This is a genomic window from Shewanella sp. SG44-6, assembly GCF_014164185.1.
Taxonomy (GTDB): domain Bacteria; phylum Pseudomonadota; class Gammaproteobacteria; order Enterobacterales; family Shewanellaceae; genus Shewanella; species Shewanella vesiculosa.
In genome coordinates this window covers 24,019-40,502 of the sequence record NZ_JACJER010000030.1, presented here as the reverse complement: position 1 = coordinate 40,502, position 16,484 = coordinate 24,019, and the positions used below count along the sequence as shown (strand labels likewise).

Annotated in this window: 13 protein-coding genes; 8 read left to right on the top strand and 5 right to left on the bottom strand. The window is 40.9% G+C overall.

The annotated features are described in order from the left end of the window. Positions 1–308: LuxR C-terminal-related transcriptional regulator (locus H5185_RS07715; protein ID WP_220494426.1), on the top strand; the 308-nt coding region annotated here is incomplete at its 5' end. Between the two features lie 363 nt (positions 309–671). On the opposite strand, the gene focA is transcribed toward H5185_RS07715, so the two are convergent. Beyond that, the gene (gene focA / locus H5185_RS07710; RefSeq protein WP_182741748.1) at positions 672–2,252 is read right to left on the bottom strand and encodes a formate transporter FocA; all 1,581 of its coding nucleotides are present in this window, start codon (positions 2,250–2,252) and stop codon (positions 672–674) included. A gap of 1,426 nt (positions 2,253–3,678) precedes the next feature. Here focA and H5185_RS07705 point away from each other — a divergent pair. Beyond that, positions 3,679–4,386, top strand: a complete 708-nt coding sequence (locus H5185_RS07705) for a hypothetical protein (protein WP_124016975.1) — start codon at positions 3,679–3,681, stop codon at positions 4,384–4,386. A 119-nt stretch (positions 4,387–4,505) separates the two neighbouring features. Here the strand turns inward: H5185_RS07705 and H5185_RS07700 are convergent, their stop codons facing one another. Further along, a complete protein-coding gene (locus H5185_RS07700; protein WP_124016976.1) occupies positions 4,506–4,892 on the bottom strand; it encodes a DUF3301 domain-containing protein in 387 nt (128 codons plus the stop codon). After that, a complete protein-coding gene (locus tag H5185_RS07695; RefSeq protein ID WP_182698042.1) occupies positions 4,889–5,902 on the bottom strand; it encodes a DUF3549 family protein in 1,014 nt (337 codons plus the stop codon). Before H5185_RS07695 ends, H5185_RS07700 begins: the two co-directional genes overlap by 4 nt. 49 nt (positions 5,903–5,951) lie before the next feature. Here H5185_RS07695 and H5185_RS07690 point away from each other — a divergent pair, with 49 nt between their 5' ends. The 6 genes from H5185_RS07690 (at position 5,952) to H5185_RS07665 (ending at position 12,844) form a co-directional block, all read left to right on the top strand. Then, entirely contained in the window at positions 5,952–6,314 is a 363-nt protein-coding gene (locus H5185_RS07690; RefSeq protein WP_182741747.1) for a YqcC family protein, read from the top strand. Between the two features lie 172 nt (positions 6,315–6,486). Continuing rightward, complete coding sequence (truC, locus tag H5185_RS07685; protein ID WP_404716461.1) at positions 6,487–7,287, top strand: tRNA pseudouridine(65) synthase TruC; 801 nt, start codon at positions 6,487–6,489, stop codon at positions 7,285–7,287. Between the two features lie 350 nt (positions 7,288–7,637). Beyond that, a complete protein-coding gene (locus H5185_RS07680; RefSeq protein ID WP_182741746.1) occupies positions 7,638–8,102 on the top strand; it encodes a flavodoxin in 465 nt (154 codons plus the stop codon). After that, a complete protein-coding gene (locus H5185_RS07675; RefSeq protein ID WP_124016980.1) occupies positions 8,054–9,532 on the top strand; it encodes a PTS transporter subunit EIIC in 1,479 nt (492 codons plus the stop codon). The genes H5185_RS07680 and H5185_RS07675 overlap by 49 nt, the downstream gene beginning before the upstream one ends. 178 nt (positions 9,533–9,710) lie before the next feature. Then, positions 9,711–10,583 carry a formyltetrahydrofolate deformylase gene (gene purU, locus H5185_RS07670; protein WP_124016981.1) on the top strand — a complete coding sequence of 291 codons (873 nt, stop codon included), beginning with the start codon at positions 9,711–9,713 and terminating at the stop codon, positions 10,581–10,583. 362 nt (positions 10,584–10,945) lie between these two features. Beyond that, a complete protein-coding gene (locus H5185_RS07665; RefSeq protein ID WP_182741745.1) occupies positions 10,946–12,844 on the top strand; it encodes an HD domain-containing phosphohydrolase in 1,899 nt (632 codons plus the stop codon). 167 nt (positions 12,845–13,011) lie between these two features. On the opposite strand, the gene dapD is transcribed toward H5185_RS07665, so the two are convergent. Together dapD and glnD are read right to left on the bottom strand one after the other, a co-directional pair. Next, a complete protein-coding gene (gene dapD / locus H5185_RS07660) occupies positions 13,012–13,836 on the bottom strand; it encodes a 2,3,4,5-tetrahydropyridine-2,6-dicarboxylate N-succinyltransferase (RefSeq protein ID WP_124016983.1) in 825 nt (274 codons plus the stop codon). A 53-nt stretch (positions 13,837–13,889) separates the two neighbouring features. After that, complete coding sequence (gene glnD / locus H5185_RS07655) at positions 13,890–16,463, bottom strand: bifunctional uridylyltransferase/uridylyl-removing protein GlnD (protein ID WP_182741744.1); 2,574 nt, start codon at positions 16,461–16,463, stop codon at positions 13,890–13,892. Between the last annotated feature and the right edge of the window lie 21 nt (positions 16,464–16,484).

Genomic DNA, 16,484 nt, shown 5'->3' with positions numbered 1-16,484 from the left:
GAAACGCACAGTTGCTCAAAGAGCGTGATCAAGCGATCATTTACTCAATGCAGGCATCGAAAGAATTGATAAGTGCCAAGCGACATTTTGGCGAGGAAATAGTAAAACAATTTTCTAGATGGGGGTTAACTGATAGCGAGTCTGACATTGCTTTGTTTACTCTCAAGGGATATAGCGCTAAGGAAATCGCTAATTTTAGAAACGCTTCAGATAAAACCGTACGCAATCAGTTAACGAGTGTATATAAAAAATCTGCGACTACGAGTAAAGTTAGCTTTATTGCTTGGTTCATGGAAGGCTCGTTGTAACGCTCTATATCTCAAAAGCTCTCAATACGAATGTTTGTTTAATGGGACTTGAATGTGAAAAGAAATATAACGCTAGCTTCACTTTGGTGAATAATCTAGTGTGATGAATTTGTCAGCCTTGGTTGTATAAATGACAATCAATATGGTTTATCGATGTTGTTGATGAATAATAAGCTTAATCGGCTGACAAACTGTTTCGCACTGTTATAGACAGCATTACCCTGCGCATAAACCAAGAGAGTCAATCTTATATAGGAACAAGTTAACGATATTGTTAACTTGTTCCTGGTGATATCAACTTAAGGAAAGTGTTTGTGAGTTGACTATGAAATCAGTATTTGCATCGGCATTGTGTCCTCGGGATTATGCTACTGATTGCTGTTCAACCGGATGGGTAATGCCATCGTGCTCTGGACTATAAAGCTTAGCGAACATTTGCATGAAGGTTTCACGACGAATAACCCCACATAAACGACCGTTTTCAACAACTGGATAAGTACTTGGTACTGTTGCAGATGCATCACGCAGACGTTCTTCATAGCTTTGATAGCCACCGCTAATGTACATACCTGAATCTGTCACAGGGAATAGTTTGTTTTTATCAACCACCATAAACTCTAGCAATTGAACAATTTTCTCTGTTGGTGCGACAGTGAGCATTTTAGTTTGCATGATATCTTTGACTGAAATAGGCAATGTAGATGCAAACTCCTCAGACCAAAGTGAGCGCATAAGATCTTGCTCTGATATAAAGCCTAATAGCTGATTATCTTTATCGATCACAGGTGCACTGCGGACATTATTTTTTGCTAGCAGGGTAAGCGCTTGATAAATACTTGTATCAACTGAAAGAGTGGTCGGTTTAGTGTCCATTAGTTCACTGACAATAAGTTTTTGGATTTTATTTTTCATGGCTAAGTCCTCTTGACTTGGTTGATATTGAGTTTGTTGAGCAATACTTGAATCTTGGTACTTTTTTGAAATTTGCATCGGAGTTTTTGTGATGGTGCTAATGTGTCGTGATGCAGCTTCGCCAGGGACTTTCATCGCGGTATTATCTATCCAGTAATAACCAAGACCCACAAACACAGCACCACCGACGATATTGCCCAGCGTTACCGGAATAAGGTTGTTAAATAGGAAGTTACTTAAGGTAAGGTCTGCAAAAGTTTGTCGCATTACTCCCAATGCACTGAAGTATTCATTTCCAGCAAAGTGTTGAATGGCAATACCCAGTGGCACCATGAATAAGTTGGCAATGCTATGTTCAAAACCGCTGGAGACGAACATAGCAACTGGTAATATGAGCAGTAACGATTTAGCTAAAGCATCTTTGCAGCTAAAGGTCATCCACACACCTAGGCAAACTAACAAATTACACAGTATCCCAAGAGCAAAAGCCTGGCTCCAATCATGGTGGATCTTGTGTTGTGAAACATGCAGTGCATTAAGTCCCCATTGATTACTGTCCATTGCGTACATTTTTGACATCATTACCAGTAGCAGTATCAACATCGCGCCACATAGGTTGCCTAAATAGACGCGCGTCCAACAGCCCAGTAATTGTTTGGTCGAGACCCGTTTTTGTGCCCAAGCAATCGCACTCAATACCGTGCTGGTAAACAGTTCTCCACCCAGAACAACTACGAGAATGAGTCCTAAGCTAAAAGCGATACCACCACTAAATCTGACTAAGCCCCATGAATCCGCTGATGAACCAGTCGTTACCGTAAGATAAAATACAAATGCCAGAGCAATGAAGGCGCCTGCAAATACAGATAGACCAAATGATTGCCCAAAGTGCTTAGTGACTTTAGCGTGTCCATATTCCGCAGCCTTTTCAAAAGGGCTGATTACAATATGTTCATCTACCACGCCGAGATGGTTTCTTTGCTTGGCTGTTAATAAGTATGGGTTCGCCTCTGGGGCGTGATCCTCCCTCATGATGTCTTCCGTAATGTGTTACGGACTCCAAATCGAGGTGGACTTAAATATGCTATGTACATCGATAACTCCTTGAATGTGTTTATTGTGTCGTTAGTGCAAATTTAAATTACACAATAAATCGCATAAATAATATTGAGACTTTTTTAAGCAAGCTATCAATTAAATTGATAGCTTGCTTGTCGTAGATGAGCGTACTTTTTTAGCGTTTTAGGCTGATTAGAACCGCTTTTTGTCCTTTACATATGACACGCTGTGCCATTATGAGGAGCAGGCCGTATGGTCGTTTAGGCCTTGCTATACACAAAAAATAAAAATTGATAGTGAGTATCAATTTACTCGGGGGAGAATGATGTCATTGGGCTTAAAGATTATTTAGGTAGTAAAACTGTCACCGTTCAACATACAAACAGCCCATATAAGCAAAATCTAAATAGGATGTTAAAATTTAGGTTTAATCCACTCATGCTTAAAACCTATCTATTGGGATTGGCTAATATTGCTCATAAATTGGCATGAACCAGTGTCAATGTGGTCATTTATGTATAGAACTATTCGGGTAATATCTGCGAGTCCTGAAATGATGCTATTTGGGTAAAATGACCATAAAAGCGAGTTGAGGCGAGTATTCGTGCTATTTACTCAGAATAAATGTTTGATTAGTGTTAAACGTTAACCTGATGTTTACCTTTTTAGCTTGCATTTTTGTGAGATATATCTCACAAAGCATGTGAGATGAATCACCTAATTAATGGTGATTATTTCTTTTTTAAATCTAAGCTTATGATTTTGTTATAAAGTTTATTTTTCATTATCCGCGGGATATTTTAATCATTTAGAGGTACCTGTTTAGGTTGAGGTAAATGAACTATTATTTATCTCGTACCTAGGAAGGGGACATTACAAGGTAGTAAATAGGTCTAGGAAGACTATGACTATACGGACATAACGGACATAACGGACATAACGGACGATATTAAGTTTCAGGATGAAACGCTAATCTTGCTCAATGGACGCACTAGCGGATTAAGCAGGTTTTATAACATTATCAGGATGATAATGTGCAGTGGATGCAAGATGCTACGCAAATGATTTGCGACAGGATATGTTAAGAATTTCATGGATGATATAAGGACACGCTCAGGATGGAGCAGGCTCGGTAAAAGGATAATCGAGTAAGATGGAAAGTACTTAATTGTACAAGGAACATCAAGGATTGAACAAGGACATAGCAGGAAGCAAGCGATACGCATGGATGGTGCAGGGAGCACATTTATAGCTGGAAAGCTTAACAAGAGATCAAGAGGCCGCGGCAGTTAATGTCGCGGCCTTTCTTTTGTGTTTTTTTCGCTATAATCGGAACTTATCTTGGTAATGTTGTCAAATTGTAAACAGTTGATGTGAGTTTAGTATAAGAGGGAATAGTATGAATGTGTTTACGTTGGCTTTAGTGATCAGTATTGCTTTTACGTGTTACAAAGCTAATGCCGAGGTGACTCCTGAGGAGTTGCAATGGGTTGAGCAGGCATTAAGTGAGATTAACCATAACACAGATGATGCAAATGTACGTTGGCAATATGTTCAGCATACTGTTATGCCTGACTTAACACGAGTTGAACGATTTGATGCGTCACAGCCTGAAATGCAGCGATGGACCTTGGTGTCTGAAAATGGTGAAAAACCTGATAAAAAGCGCACAGACAAATATCAGCAACATCAACAAGATCTTAAAGAGGATAAAGATGAGAACAGCCATGAGTTAGCATTTTCTGATCTTATTGATTTAACCACACTTGTTTTGGTGGCTGAAGATGAAACGAGTGTAGCGTTTAAATTTGTTCCTAATATTGAAGAACTTGATAATGCTGCTCTTACTGGAATGCTTTATTTAGATAAAGCATCCAAACAGCTGAAAAAAATTCTGATCAGTAATACCGATGATCTGAATCCGGCATTTTCAGTCACTTTGACAAAATTTGAATTAGAATTAGGGTTTGCTGTGTTCGAAGGTTTAGCGATGCCAGAACATACATCAACCACCATCGAAGGAACGGCGGCAATTTTTAAATCGCTTGATAGTATCCAAACGGTGACTTATCACGATTATAAAATGATTAACAAACCTCAAGCTTAATGCAGGTAAGAGCAATGCTATTAACAAATAGATGAACAGTAATGTTTAGTTCTCGGGCATTGAACAACAATAAAACGCTATTTTGCTCAAGAGTGCAAAATAGCGTCAAGTTAACCTCATTAATGGCATTTGCCTGAATCGCAACTTTTACTGCTGCCGCATCCGCCAAATTTACCACTGGCCATAGGGGCATCCATCCATTCTGGCTCCGGGAAAATAGGCCATTCAATCTTAGTCGCACGATTACCATGCATCATGATGTGTCCACGATATTGGTTTAAACCGTCGGTGCTAAATTCGAACATAAAAGTTGCTTTCCAACAAATGCCTGTCGTGCCACCAATACTCGGACGAGCCGATTCCATTGCAATGGCGAGCAATTGTACGTTCTGTTTTTTACACGACTGCTCTACGACAGTTCGGCTAAGTTCGGCCATTTGTCTTAATTGCCAAAAAAAAGCGCCAACAACAATTAAAGCAACAAATATTAAAAAATCACTCATCATAGGCTGGTTGCCCTAAATAATCCGCCGATAGCGGTCGCTAGTTGAATGCTTCTGTCTGGATGCCTTAAGTCAGCTAATAATCCCGGACGCAAGCTGGGTATTGCCACGATATCAGCAAATACTTGATTAAAGAAGTGCTGCGGCTGCTTTGCAAGTGCTTCTAAATAGTGTTTACGAGTGTCATCATCTTTTAGGGCTAACCAGTTACGAGCCGCAATGGTGATTAAGGTGTTTTCATCCAGAGCTTGCTGGTCATTTAACTGATTAATCGCTGCCATGCTGTAGTGCACATTGGACGCTAATGCCGCTAAATACATGACCTTTAGATGATCTTCAGCTTGTTGTAATTGACTAAACAAGTGTTCAGCAAGGCGCTTATCAAGATTAATGTGCTCCAAACTTTGGCAAAGTGCAGCTTTTACTTCAATAGGAGCATTATCAAGGGCGTTGATTATGTCATCAAGATGGTTAAATTGGTGTGCGCGAACGCAAAGATCTGCTAAACCTTGAACACCCAGTTGTGGCCATGTGTCATGCGCCGCTTGTCCAGACAAATACTGTGCGGCAAATTCGTATTGACTCGATGCCGGTTGATTAAGCTGAAGCCTTACTAAGGCATTAAATAATGCCAGTTTATGTTGATTTGGCTTAAAGCTAAATGGATGATTGGCTAATTGCTCTTGCTGTTCATCAGTTAATGCTTGGGTTGGGTTACGACCCAAGGCCTCTAAAATCATTTTAATAAACTGAGTTCGCGGCGCAGGTGATAATAAACCTTGCTCATCTAAAGGTAATTTTACAAACCAGATATAGGGTAATTGTGCTTGTTGCCAAAATACGATTGCAAACTGCGCATGGCCTTGAATGGGATAAGGATACGGCGCCAATAAAGAGTCAATTTGCTGAAAGGCTAACATATCGATATGTTGCACTCGGCGACCTAAATCGTATATTTGGAATTGAGTATTTGCGGTCGTCAGAAACTGGCTTAGGGTAGTTATCTCGGTCATGGGTGTTGTCACTAAATCACATATGTTGGATGGGTATTCAATGCGCTAAATGATATCATATTCCGACTTAGCCTTGATGTTGTCGTTCACTTTTATGCTTTATTTAACCAGCCAAAATCATTTAATTAAATTAGAACAATTGCTTAAGGAGTTTCAGCTGTGGTCTGATATTTTACCTCCTGTATCAGCAATGACCAGTACGGCACCATTTTGCTGTGATGTAATGGCATTTGAGCAATGGTTGCAGTTTATTTTTATTCCAAAGATGACCGAGCTTGTTGTACAACGACATCCTTTGCCAAGCAATATGGCGTTAGCCCCTATGGCTGAGCACGTATGGCAAAGTAAGCCCCATGGTGAGGTGATGATTGCCCAGTTTCGGCAATTTGATATATTGCTCAGCCAGCGCTAAGCGAACAATAAACGTCAGCCACATTAATCCTATATACCCTATGCCAACAAAGCTTGACCCAATAGGCCTAGCCCAATACAAAATAAGTAAAGTGATAAAGATGACAAAAGATAACGATGCTGAATACTCATTGGATAATGATGATTTATTTGGGCAAATAAGCTCTGATGACATGAATTATAGTGCTGAAGACACTGACTTAGACGACGTACAGCCTCCTCATGTCGAGATATTATTTGAAGACGAGCATATTGTTGCAATACATAAACCCGCAGGTTTGTTAGTTCATCGCAGTTATTTAGCTCGAAGAGAGCGTTTTTTTGCGATGCAGATGACCCGTGATTTAGTCGGTTGTCATGTGTTTCCAGTGCATCGCTTAGACCGTCCGACATCTGGCGTATTGCTGTTTGCTAAATCGAGTGAGGTGGCTCGGGCATTATGTGAGCAATTTGCCGATCACAGTATTAAGAAGCAATACTTAGCCATTATTCGTGGCAATATGCACGAGTCTGGCAGGTTAGATTATGCCCTGAAACAAGAATTTGATGATTTGGGGGACAAGCATGTCGATCCCAATAAAGCAGCACAACAAGCGGTAACGGATTACCAACCACTATTGAATGCTGAAATACCCTTTAGCTCAGGTCGTTATCCTTCTAGCCGTTTCGGATTAGTAAGATTAAGTCCTCATACTGGGCGTAAGCATCAATTACGCCGTCATATGGCGCATTTACGTCATCCCATCATTGGTGATACTACCCATGGTGATGGTAAACAAAATAAGTTTTTTCGTGAGCATTTCGGTATTAATCGTTTATGGTTGATAGCAAAAAGTTTGCAGTTTACCCATCCGGTGACACAGCAACCGATGCATATAGAAACTGAGTTAGAAGCAGAATGGCTAGATATTTTCGCTGCATTTGGCTGGGATGATGATCAATTATCATCTATGCCAAGTATGTTACTCAGTTAACACCGTAAGACGCTGATTTATTCTATGTGATCAGCAATCGCTTTTTTGAGCTTTTCGAACTCAGCAATAGGGGGAATAAGCTTATGATTTTGTTGTTCAATATGAAAATAGTAATTACGGCGTATGTGGGCAGATTTATGCTGGAGTTTGAGTTTTCGCTTTCGGCTCACTTGTCGCATGGTCTAGATTCCATTGTGGCGTTATTTCACTTTGAGCCAACCTGCTTTGACCCTATTGATTTAACCTTAGCAGCATAAAGACACTTGCGAGAGACTAAAAGAATACAGTAAGGTAAGTCATTAACACTCAAGGTATTTTACATAGTATTTAATTTAAGGGGAAAGTATACCATGAAAATGGTCAATATTGTTTTTGGTACCGTTTATGGTAGTGCACAATTTACTGCTGAAACAGTGACTAAGGAGATTGCAAAATTAGGTTTTACCGCTAAACTTTGGCAACCTAATGAATTATTAGGTTTTGTGCCACCACAGAATGAGCTACTAGTAGTCGTATCGTCCACTACTGGGCAAGGTGATTTACCTGAAGATATTGCGCCTTGGTTTAATGAACTTAAATCCAATGCACCGTATCTGCCCTCATTGCAATACAGCCTTATTGGATTAGGTGATTCAAGCTACGAAACCTATTGTGGTGCGATAAAAAAATTTGATGAATTATTTACTGAATTAGGTGCAAAACCCCTGACCGAACGGTTAGAGATCGATGCCTGTGAGACGATGGAACCCGAAATAGAAGCTAAAACATGGATAGCCACTTGGCACAGCACCGTTATATCGGTAAACGTAGCGTAAGTTTTATTACGCAACAATGGTTTAAATTTGCCCAGCGTCTTAGTCAAGCTCTGCTGATTCCAATTGCTATTTTACCCGCTGCGGGGGTGATGTTAGGGTTGACGTTTAATCCGCTGCCATTTATCCCAACAGAATTAAATACTGTCTTGTCTGCAGTCGGTAACTTAGTGTTTACCATGATGCCATTGTTGTTTAGCGTCGCAGTAGCCATTGGATTTTGCCGTGATCAAGGTATTGCTGCTTTTTCTGCAGTCTTTGGTTTTGGGGTGTTTTTATCTACCATGGGGGCCCTCACAGATATTTATGGCTTGGTTTCGCGGCCATTGTGGGGGATGCAAACCATTGATACTGGCATCGCTGGCGGTATGTTAGTTGGTGCGATCACTTGTTTAGCGGTAAACATTAGTCATCATGTTAAATTACCAGCTATTTTTTCCTTTTTTGAAGGTCGCCGCAGTGCGCCCATCATTGTTATTCCTCTCTCTATGGCGTTGGCTTATCTTTTAATCCATGTATGGCCACCGTTATCTCGTGTTATCGAACATCTTTCTGATTGGTCCGTGTATCAAGATCCTGCCATTGCTTTTGGGGTCTACGGTACGGTTGAACGTTTATTAATTCCGCTTGGGTTACATCATATTTGGAATGCGCCATTTTATCTTGAAATAGGCCAATACATTAACCAAGGAACAGTTGTACGAGGTGAGGTGGCTCGCTATCTCGCTGGTGACCCATTAGCTGGAAATCTCGCAGGCGGCTATTTGATAAAAATGTGGGGCTTACCTGCCGCCGCATTAGCTATCTGGCGTTGTGCTGATAAAGCTGAGCGCAACAGAGTGGCAGGTATTATGTTATCCGCTGCTACGGCCAGCTGGCTAACTGGGGTGACAGAGCCGATTGAATTTGCCTTTATGTTTGTTGCGCCTATCTTATTTATTGTCCATGCATTACTCACTGGTATTGCCTATAGCGTGTGTATTTTGCTCGACATTCATCACAGTATTGTGTTTTCTCATGGATTGGTGGATTTTACGTTATTGTTTTCTCGCTCTGCCAATACTCATTGGATTTTGGTATTAGGTCCGCTTACTGCTGTGATCTATTACGCTATTTTTAGGGCCAGCATTTTAGCATTTAACTTAAAAACCCCAGGGCGAATAGAACAAAGCGATATACCCGCAAAACCCAAAGAGAGCTTAAGAGCGATGATTTCGGCATTAGGTGGGCGCGATAATATAGTTGAAATTAACGCTTGTTTAACCCGCTTACGTATTAGTGTTAACCAAGCGCATTTAATTGATAAAGCCAGACTGATGCGCTTGGGCGCTAAAGGCGTGGTGGTAATGGGTAAAGGTGTTCAAGTTGTCTATGGGACTAAGGCGGAAACACTGCGTAAATTACTGCAAAAATATTTAGATTCTCGACGCTAATGATAGCCGTTATATGTAGTTGTGTTGAATTTTGGCTTAATTTGGCGGCCATTTTTTAGAACATGGGATTAAAAAAGTAGATAATTTTCATTTTATGAAAATTTATCACTAAAAACCTCACCCAAAAATCTTTTTAAATGGCACACTGTTGAACAGTATTTAAAGAGGAGTTGTACGCGTGAGCCAACAAGATCATACCATTATTAACCCACCAGTTTTACAGCGAAAAGTGCTGATAACCGATTGTGCCGATGCCCAAGGTTTGATTGCCAAAATTACCAGTGTATGTTTCGCTCATCAATTAAACATTATTAAAAACACCGAATTTGTAGACCACACACAAGGGCGCTTTTTTATGCGCGCAGAACTTGAAGGTCAGTTTGATGATGAACGGCTATTAAGTGAGTTACGCGCGGTATTGCCTACCCAGAATCGGATGAAATTGGTCGATATGGGTAAAAAACGTATCGTGATCATGGTGACAAAAGAAGCCCATTGTTTAGGCGATATTTTGATGAAATCCTATTATGGCGGCTTAGACGTTGAGATTGCTGCTGTAGTGGGGAATTATGATGTGCTGCAGCCATTGACTGAAAAATTTGATATTCCATTTCATTATGTTAGCCATGAAGGGTTAAATCGTCAGGAACATGAGCAGGCGATGTTGGCGGTAATTCAGCCTTATGAGACTGACTTTTTAGTGTTGGCTAAATATATGCGAGTGTTAACGCCTGAATTTGTGTCAGCATTTCCAGATAAGATTATTAACATTCATCATTCATTTTTGCCGGCTTTTATTGGAGCATCTCCGTACAAGCAGGCTTGGGATCGCGGCGTCAAAATTATTGGTGCAACAGCACACTTTGTGAATAATCTTTTAGATGAAGGGCCGATTATCAAACAAGATGTGATTTCAGTTGATCATAGTTACAGTGCTGAAGAGTTAGCACATAACGGTCGTGATGTTGAAAAAAGCGTATTAAGCAAAGCACTACAATTAGTATTAAATGAACAAGTTGTGGTGTACGGTAATAAAACGGTAGTCTTTTAACGTCGTTATTTATCGGTCATATACTATAAAAAATCGCCCAAGTAAGGCGTTATATAAGCAGTGCAGCCTTACTTGAGTGTTAGTCGTACATTGCGGAATATGGATGTTGCAGTTATTTAGTTTAAGCGAGTAACACGCTTTGAACTAGTCAAAGATAATCGTTAGGATTGTTTAATATTATCAATGGTATGCTGTCGTAATTCCTGTCGCTATTGTATCTATTTGGTGTTGAAGGACGATACGCTATTTAAACAATATGCGTCATAGCGTAAGGTCAATTTTAGGGAGAAATATTGAGATCCTTGACCTCGCTAAGTTAAACCACTTCCTATGCCGATTGAAAATATTAAATAGGGCCCACCATGCTACACAAAGCTGACTTATTCTTAAAACCATCTGAATTGCCTAAAACAGCCAAACTGTGTTGGGGTATTTTTAATGACAGGCTTGAGTTAATTAAGCTGAGTGAGCCATTGTATAAATTAGTCAATAAACCTATAGCGGCTATTTTAAAACAACCGCTTTCGCATGCCTTTTCCGCTCTTACATTAGACAACATCGATTTTAACAATCGCCATATCCATCATGTTATCAATTTTGTTGATGATAAAGGTAATGCACTTCAAGCTACCATGACTCCTATAGAAGAAAGTGATCAGCATTGGTGTATAACGGTGATTGTAATCGAGTTAGACAAAGCGTGGTTGTCACAGCTCCATCCTGATTATCATCAAGCGATACTTTCAAGTGATGATTGGCTTAATCAAATAGAAGAAGTCATTAATGCTCGTCCTGATTTGGTATTTACCACTGCGATAAACCAAGGCTTGTCGTTAACCCAATCTAAAGTGGGTTACTTACACAAATTTGATGAAAAAAAGAATCAAATCGTTAGCACTGCGTGGAATGAAGCGGTAGCTGATTATTTTACCCTCTCCAAGGGCCAAGAGTATAAAGCCAATTCTGGTATTTGGGCCGAAACCATTCGTACTGGCAAACCCGTTATTCATAATGATTTAACTGTGTTGTCTAAAAATAACACCCAAGAAGATGGCTTTTTTGCCTTTAAAAACCATTTATGCGTCCCTATTCATTATCGCAAAAAATTAGTCGGTATTATTGGGGTGGGTAATCGGGACACCACCTATACCCAAGTTGATGCAAAATCCTTGAGTATTTTTGCTACAATTTTATGGCACTGTATCGAATTACCTCGCACCATGAAGGCCGTCTCTCGGCAATCGAGCATCATTAAAATCCAAAAAGAAAAGATGACCTCGATTTTAGTCCAACTTATAGGGGCTATTTCCGAGGCGCTAGAGCTTAAAGATGCTTACACCGCAGGGCATCAAAAGTCAGTGGCACAATTAAGTTATCTTATTGGTGAGAAAATGAGTTTACCTCCAGATCGTTTAGAAGGACTTAAACTGGGCTCATTGATCCATGATATTGGTAAATTGGCCATCCCTAGTCAGATCCTGTCTAAAACATCAAAACTGAGTGATGCTGAATTTGGCTTGGTTAAACAGCATCCCGAGCAAGGGGCGCTGATAGTTAGTGAAGTCGATTTTCCATGGCCGATCAAACAAATGATCCTCCAGCATCATGAACGTTTAGATGGCTCTGGTTACCCTAAAGGATTAAAAGCTGATGATATTATACTTGAGGCTAAGATCATTGCCGTAGCCGACGTTGCCGAATCAATACTTAGCCATCGACCTTATCGTCCCGCCCTTGGCATGGCAGTGCTAACCCAAGATTTACTAAAGGGCAGAGGTAAAATATACGATGAGGTTGTTGTTGATGCATGTCTGGATATTTTAGCGAGTAAAGACTTTAAAGACGCGGGAGTCGTGAGCGGTTTGCTATTAGCTCCGGTTGTATTTCTTGAGGAGTACCATACTCTTGAGCATGCAGAAGCGATGATGAAAAAGGCTAAAATGGATGTGGCTGTGGTACTGTCAGAACAACATCGTACGCCCATTGGTGTCATCGATAACAATACCTTGGCATTTTGGCACAGCCCTTTTTTAGATACCGCAGCAGAGCGCGCAGTGGATAGAAGCCTGCTTAATAAGCGTGTGCATCAGGTAATGGTGCATAAGGTCGATATGATATCTGACAATACGATTTTGAATGATGCCAAACTCATGATGGAAACAACCAATGCAAACTATTTGATTGTTCACAATGACAAGCATCAGGTTATCGGTATGCTCACCTGGAAAATATTAGCTAATGCATTATTGGTTAATGCCTAATAAGCCAATGTACTAGCTTATTACAGATTTAATTAATCTAGGTTATTGATGTGAGTCGATGCTTTTTGTCAATTTGACTGGTTAAGTGAATTTGTTCAGTAAATATTATCAACGCAATAAAAAAGGCTCCTAGGAGCCTTTTATCTATTTATCGCTGTTGAGCAAGATTAATCAACGATACGTAATAGTTCATTAATACCCACTTTACCACGGGTTTTAGCATCGACTTTTTTAACAATAATGGCTGCATATAAACTGTATGTGCCGCAAGCTGATGGTAAATTACCTGATACTACAACCGAACCTGCTGGCACTCGACCATAATGTACTTCACCGGTTTCACGGTCGAAAATCCGTGTGCTTTGGCCAATGTAAACGCCCATCGAAATCACACTGCCTTCTTCAACCACCACACCCTCAACGATTTCGCTGCGAGCACCAATAAAGCAGTTATCTTCAATAATGGTTGGTCCGGCTTGTAATGGTTCTAATACACCACCAATACCCACACCACCTGATAGATGAACGTTCTTACCTATCTGCGCACACGAACCTACCGTTGCCCATGTATCAACCATAGTGCCTTCATCAACATAGGCACCTAAGTTAACGTAAGATGGCATTAATACAGTATTTTTACCGATAAATGACCCTTTACGAACGGTGGCTGGTGGCACAACGCGAATACCTTCAGCTTGAAAACGAGCTTGATCATAATCGGCAAATTTTTGTGGGACTTTGTCGAAATACTTAGTGTCGCCGCCTTCAATCACGCCATTATCAAAAATGCGGAAAGACAGTAGCACCGCTTTTTTAAGCCATTGATGCACATGCCATTCGCCATCAATTTTCTCTGCAACACGTGCTTGGCCTTTATCGAGCATACTGATCACTGTCTCCACATCGGCGCGAACACTAGGTTCAACACTTGAAGGTGAGATGTCTTGACGTGTTTCGAATGCTGCTTCAATGCGTTGGCGTAAAGCCTCCATTGTTTTCTCCCGGTATTAAATGATTAGTAGCGTAAAAATTAAGGTTAAAAAAATTAGTTAGATGATTTTAGCGCCAGTGTAAGCGCATCAGATAATTGTTGCTGCTGTTGCTCATCTAGGGCTGTCGCATTTTGGTTTTGTAAAATAAAGAAGTCTTCTGCACGTTCACCGATAGTGGTAATTTTTGCCGCTAACAGTGTAACGTTACAACGATAAAAGGTATCACCGACTTTGGCCAGCAGACCTGGCGTATCTAAGGTAATTAATTCCATCATACTTGTACCATGACGGGCACTGGGTAAGAAACTCACATGAGTCGCAACATTAAAAGGTTTCATGATCCGCGCTAATTTTCTAAATTTTGGTAATTTAGGGTTTTCACTGGCCAGGGCTTTTTCGAGCGCCTTGCGGATACTTTGAATGCGAGATAATTGCACAATAGGTTCGCCATCTTGTTCTAAAATAACAAAGGTGTCGAGTGCATAATTATCTTTTGATGTCATGATGTTGGCGTCATGAACATTGATGTTTTTATTGTCTAAAACGGTCATTACAGTAGCAAAAAGTTTTGGTTTATCTTTACTGTAGACGAACAGTTCAGTGCCACCACGAGTAGTATGTTTTGACATTAACACTAATGGATCATCGTGATGATGTTTTAAAATCGCTTCTGCATGCCAAGCAACTTGGGTTGGTTGATGACGTAAAAAATACTCCGACTTAAACCGTGACCACAGCGTATCCATGTCTTTTTCTTTCAACCCGCGGCGGATCAGTTCTTTTTTCGCTTTGGCTTGGATCTCTTGTACTCGCGCTTTTACGTCGATAGGTTTTTCTTTGCCCCGAGCTAATACCCGTTGGGTGGCAAAATACAAATCCCGCAGCAATGATCCTTTCCAATTATTCCATGTTTTTTCATTGGTGGCGCAAATGTCGGCAACGGTAAGGCAGTACAAATAACTTAAATGCGCGGCATCGCGAACTTTTTCAGCAAACAGTGCTATGACCTCTGGATCTGAAATATCTCTTCGTTGCGCAGTGATCGACATTACCAGATGATTTTCAACTAACCATGCCACCAAACGTCCGTCGTGATCATTCATGCCATGCAATTTGCAAAAATCGATTGCATCTTTGGAGCCCAGTTTACTGTGATCACCGCCGCGGCCTTTGGCGATATCATGAAAAATGGCCCCGAGCACCAATAAGCCTTTTTTCGGCAATTGATTAATTAAGATGGCGCCCAGTGGGAATTCATCTTTTTGTTCTGCTTGTGAGAAACGTTCAATATTGAGCAGTAATCTGTGGGTGTGCTCATCAACGGTATAGGCATGAAATAAATCAAACTGCATCTGGCCTTCAATTTTGCGCCAAGCAGGTAGGTAAGACGATAAAATGCCGTGTCGATGCATTAATGAAAATGCCGCTATGCCGCGAGGATGTTTTAAGATCTCCATAAACACTTTACGACAGGCAGGGTTCTCTTGTAACGGTGTCGTTAACGCTCTACGGGCATTGCGTAATAACCTGAGAGTGGGCGCGTAGATTTCTTGAATATTAGAGTTTTTAGCCACCAACAGAAATAAGCGTAATATCTCTTCGTTGTGGAGACTAAATAAATCATCATCCAATACTTCGATGTAACGCCCGCGACGTTGGTAAACATCGCTAATAGGCTGTATCTCAAGCGCTTTTGTATGGCCCAAAGTCGCGCGTTTAAACAATTGCAACAGCATTTGATTGAGCTCCATCACGCGGCGCACCGTGCGATAGTAGCGTTTCATCATTTGCTCAACTGCTAACTGAGTGGCATCTTCGTAACCTAATAAACTGGCTATTTGGCGTTGCAAGTCAAATAGTAGGCGGTTTTCGTTGCGATTAGCTGTGATGTGCAGGGCAAAGCGAATTTCCCACAGAAAATTTTGGCACTCAATGAGTTCGGCTAACTCTGCCGGTGACAAAAAATCGTATTCGACCAGTTCTTCTAATGTCGCCGCGTCAAAGTGGCGCATCGCGACCCAGGCTATGGTCTGAATATCGCGTAATCCGCCAGGGCAAGTTTTGATGTTAGGTTCTAAATCAAAGGCACTGGCTTTGCTGTGGCGTGCCGATTGTTCGTCTTTTTTGGCGTTATAAAAGTCATATGAGGGCCAAAAGTCTTGTTGACGAATGGCGTCATATAATACGTCAAACAGAAATTCATTGCCGGTAAGCAATCTGGCTTCAATCAGATTCGTGGCAATGGTGATGTCTGACTTACCTTGTTCAATGGTTTGCGCTATGGTGCGAACACTGTGGCCTATTTCAAGCCCTGTATCCCAAAGGTAGGTAATAAATTGACTCAGCAGAGTTTCAGTTTCTGGCGACAATGGTTCATCGTCGACCAAAAACAGTAAGTCTACGTCTGAATGAGGGTGCAGCTCGCCGCGACCATAACCGCCAACAGCAACCAAGGCAATGTGGCCATTATTGAGGCCAAAATCTTGCCAAGTTTGTATGAGTAAAGCATCAACAAATTGACTACGGTGTTTAACAATATCAGCAATTGGGTGTTTTGCAGTGTACTGCTCAACTAAGCGCTGGTTTAGGTCAATTAATGTGTTTTTGGCGGCCAGCGCAGTATTCATTGATGTCCTTACTCTTTTAAT

Excerpts from the sequence above, each read along its gene's own strand:
- H5185_RS07680 (WP_182741746.1), top strand. The coding sequence starts at position 7,638 with ATGAAAATGGTCAATATTGTTTTTGGTACCGTTTATGGTAGTGCACAA.
- truC (WP_404716461.1), top strand. The coding sequence starts at position 6,487 with ATGAATTATAGTGCTGAAGACACTGACTTAGACGACGTACAGCCTCCT.
- focA (WP_182741748.1), bottom strand. The coding sequence starts at position 2,252 with ATGAGGGAGGATCACGCCCCAGAGGCGAACCCATACTTATTAACAGCC.
- H5185_RS07690 (WP_182741747.1), top strand. The coding sequence starts at position 5,952 with ATGATATCATATTCCGACTTAGCCTTGATGTTGTCGTTCACTTTTATG.
- H5185_RS07700 (WP_124016976.1), bottom strand. The coding sequence starts at position 4,892 with ATGATGAGTGATTTTTTAATATTTGTTGCTTTAATTGTTGTTGGCGCT.
- dapD (WP_124016983.1), bottom strand. The coding sequence starts at position 13,836 with ATGGAGGCTTTACGCCAACGCATTGAAGCAGCATTCGAAACACGTCAA.
- glnD (WP_182741744.1), bottom strand. The coding sequence starts at position 16,463 with ATGAATACTGCGCTGGCCGCCAAAAACACATTAATTGACCTAAACCAG.
- H5185_RS07705 (WP_124016975.1), top strand. The coding sequence starts at position 3,679 with ATGAATGTGTTTACGTTGGCTTTAGTGATCAGTATTGCTTTTACGTGT.
- H5185_RS07675 (WP_124016980.1), top strand. The coding sequence starts at position 8,054 with ATGGATAGCCACTTGGCACAGCACCGTTATATCGGTAAACGTAGCGTA.
- H5185_RS07665 (WP_182741745.1), top strand. The coding sequence starts at position 10,946 with ATGCTACACAAAGCTGACTTATTCTTAAAACCATCTGAATTGCCTAAA.
- H5185_RS07695 (WP_182698042.1), bottom strand. The coding sequence starts at position 5,902 with ATGACCGAGATAACTACCCTAAGCCAGTTTCTGACGACCGCAAATACT.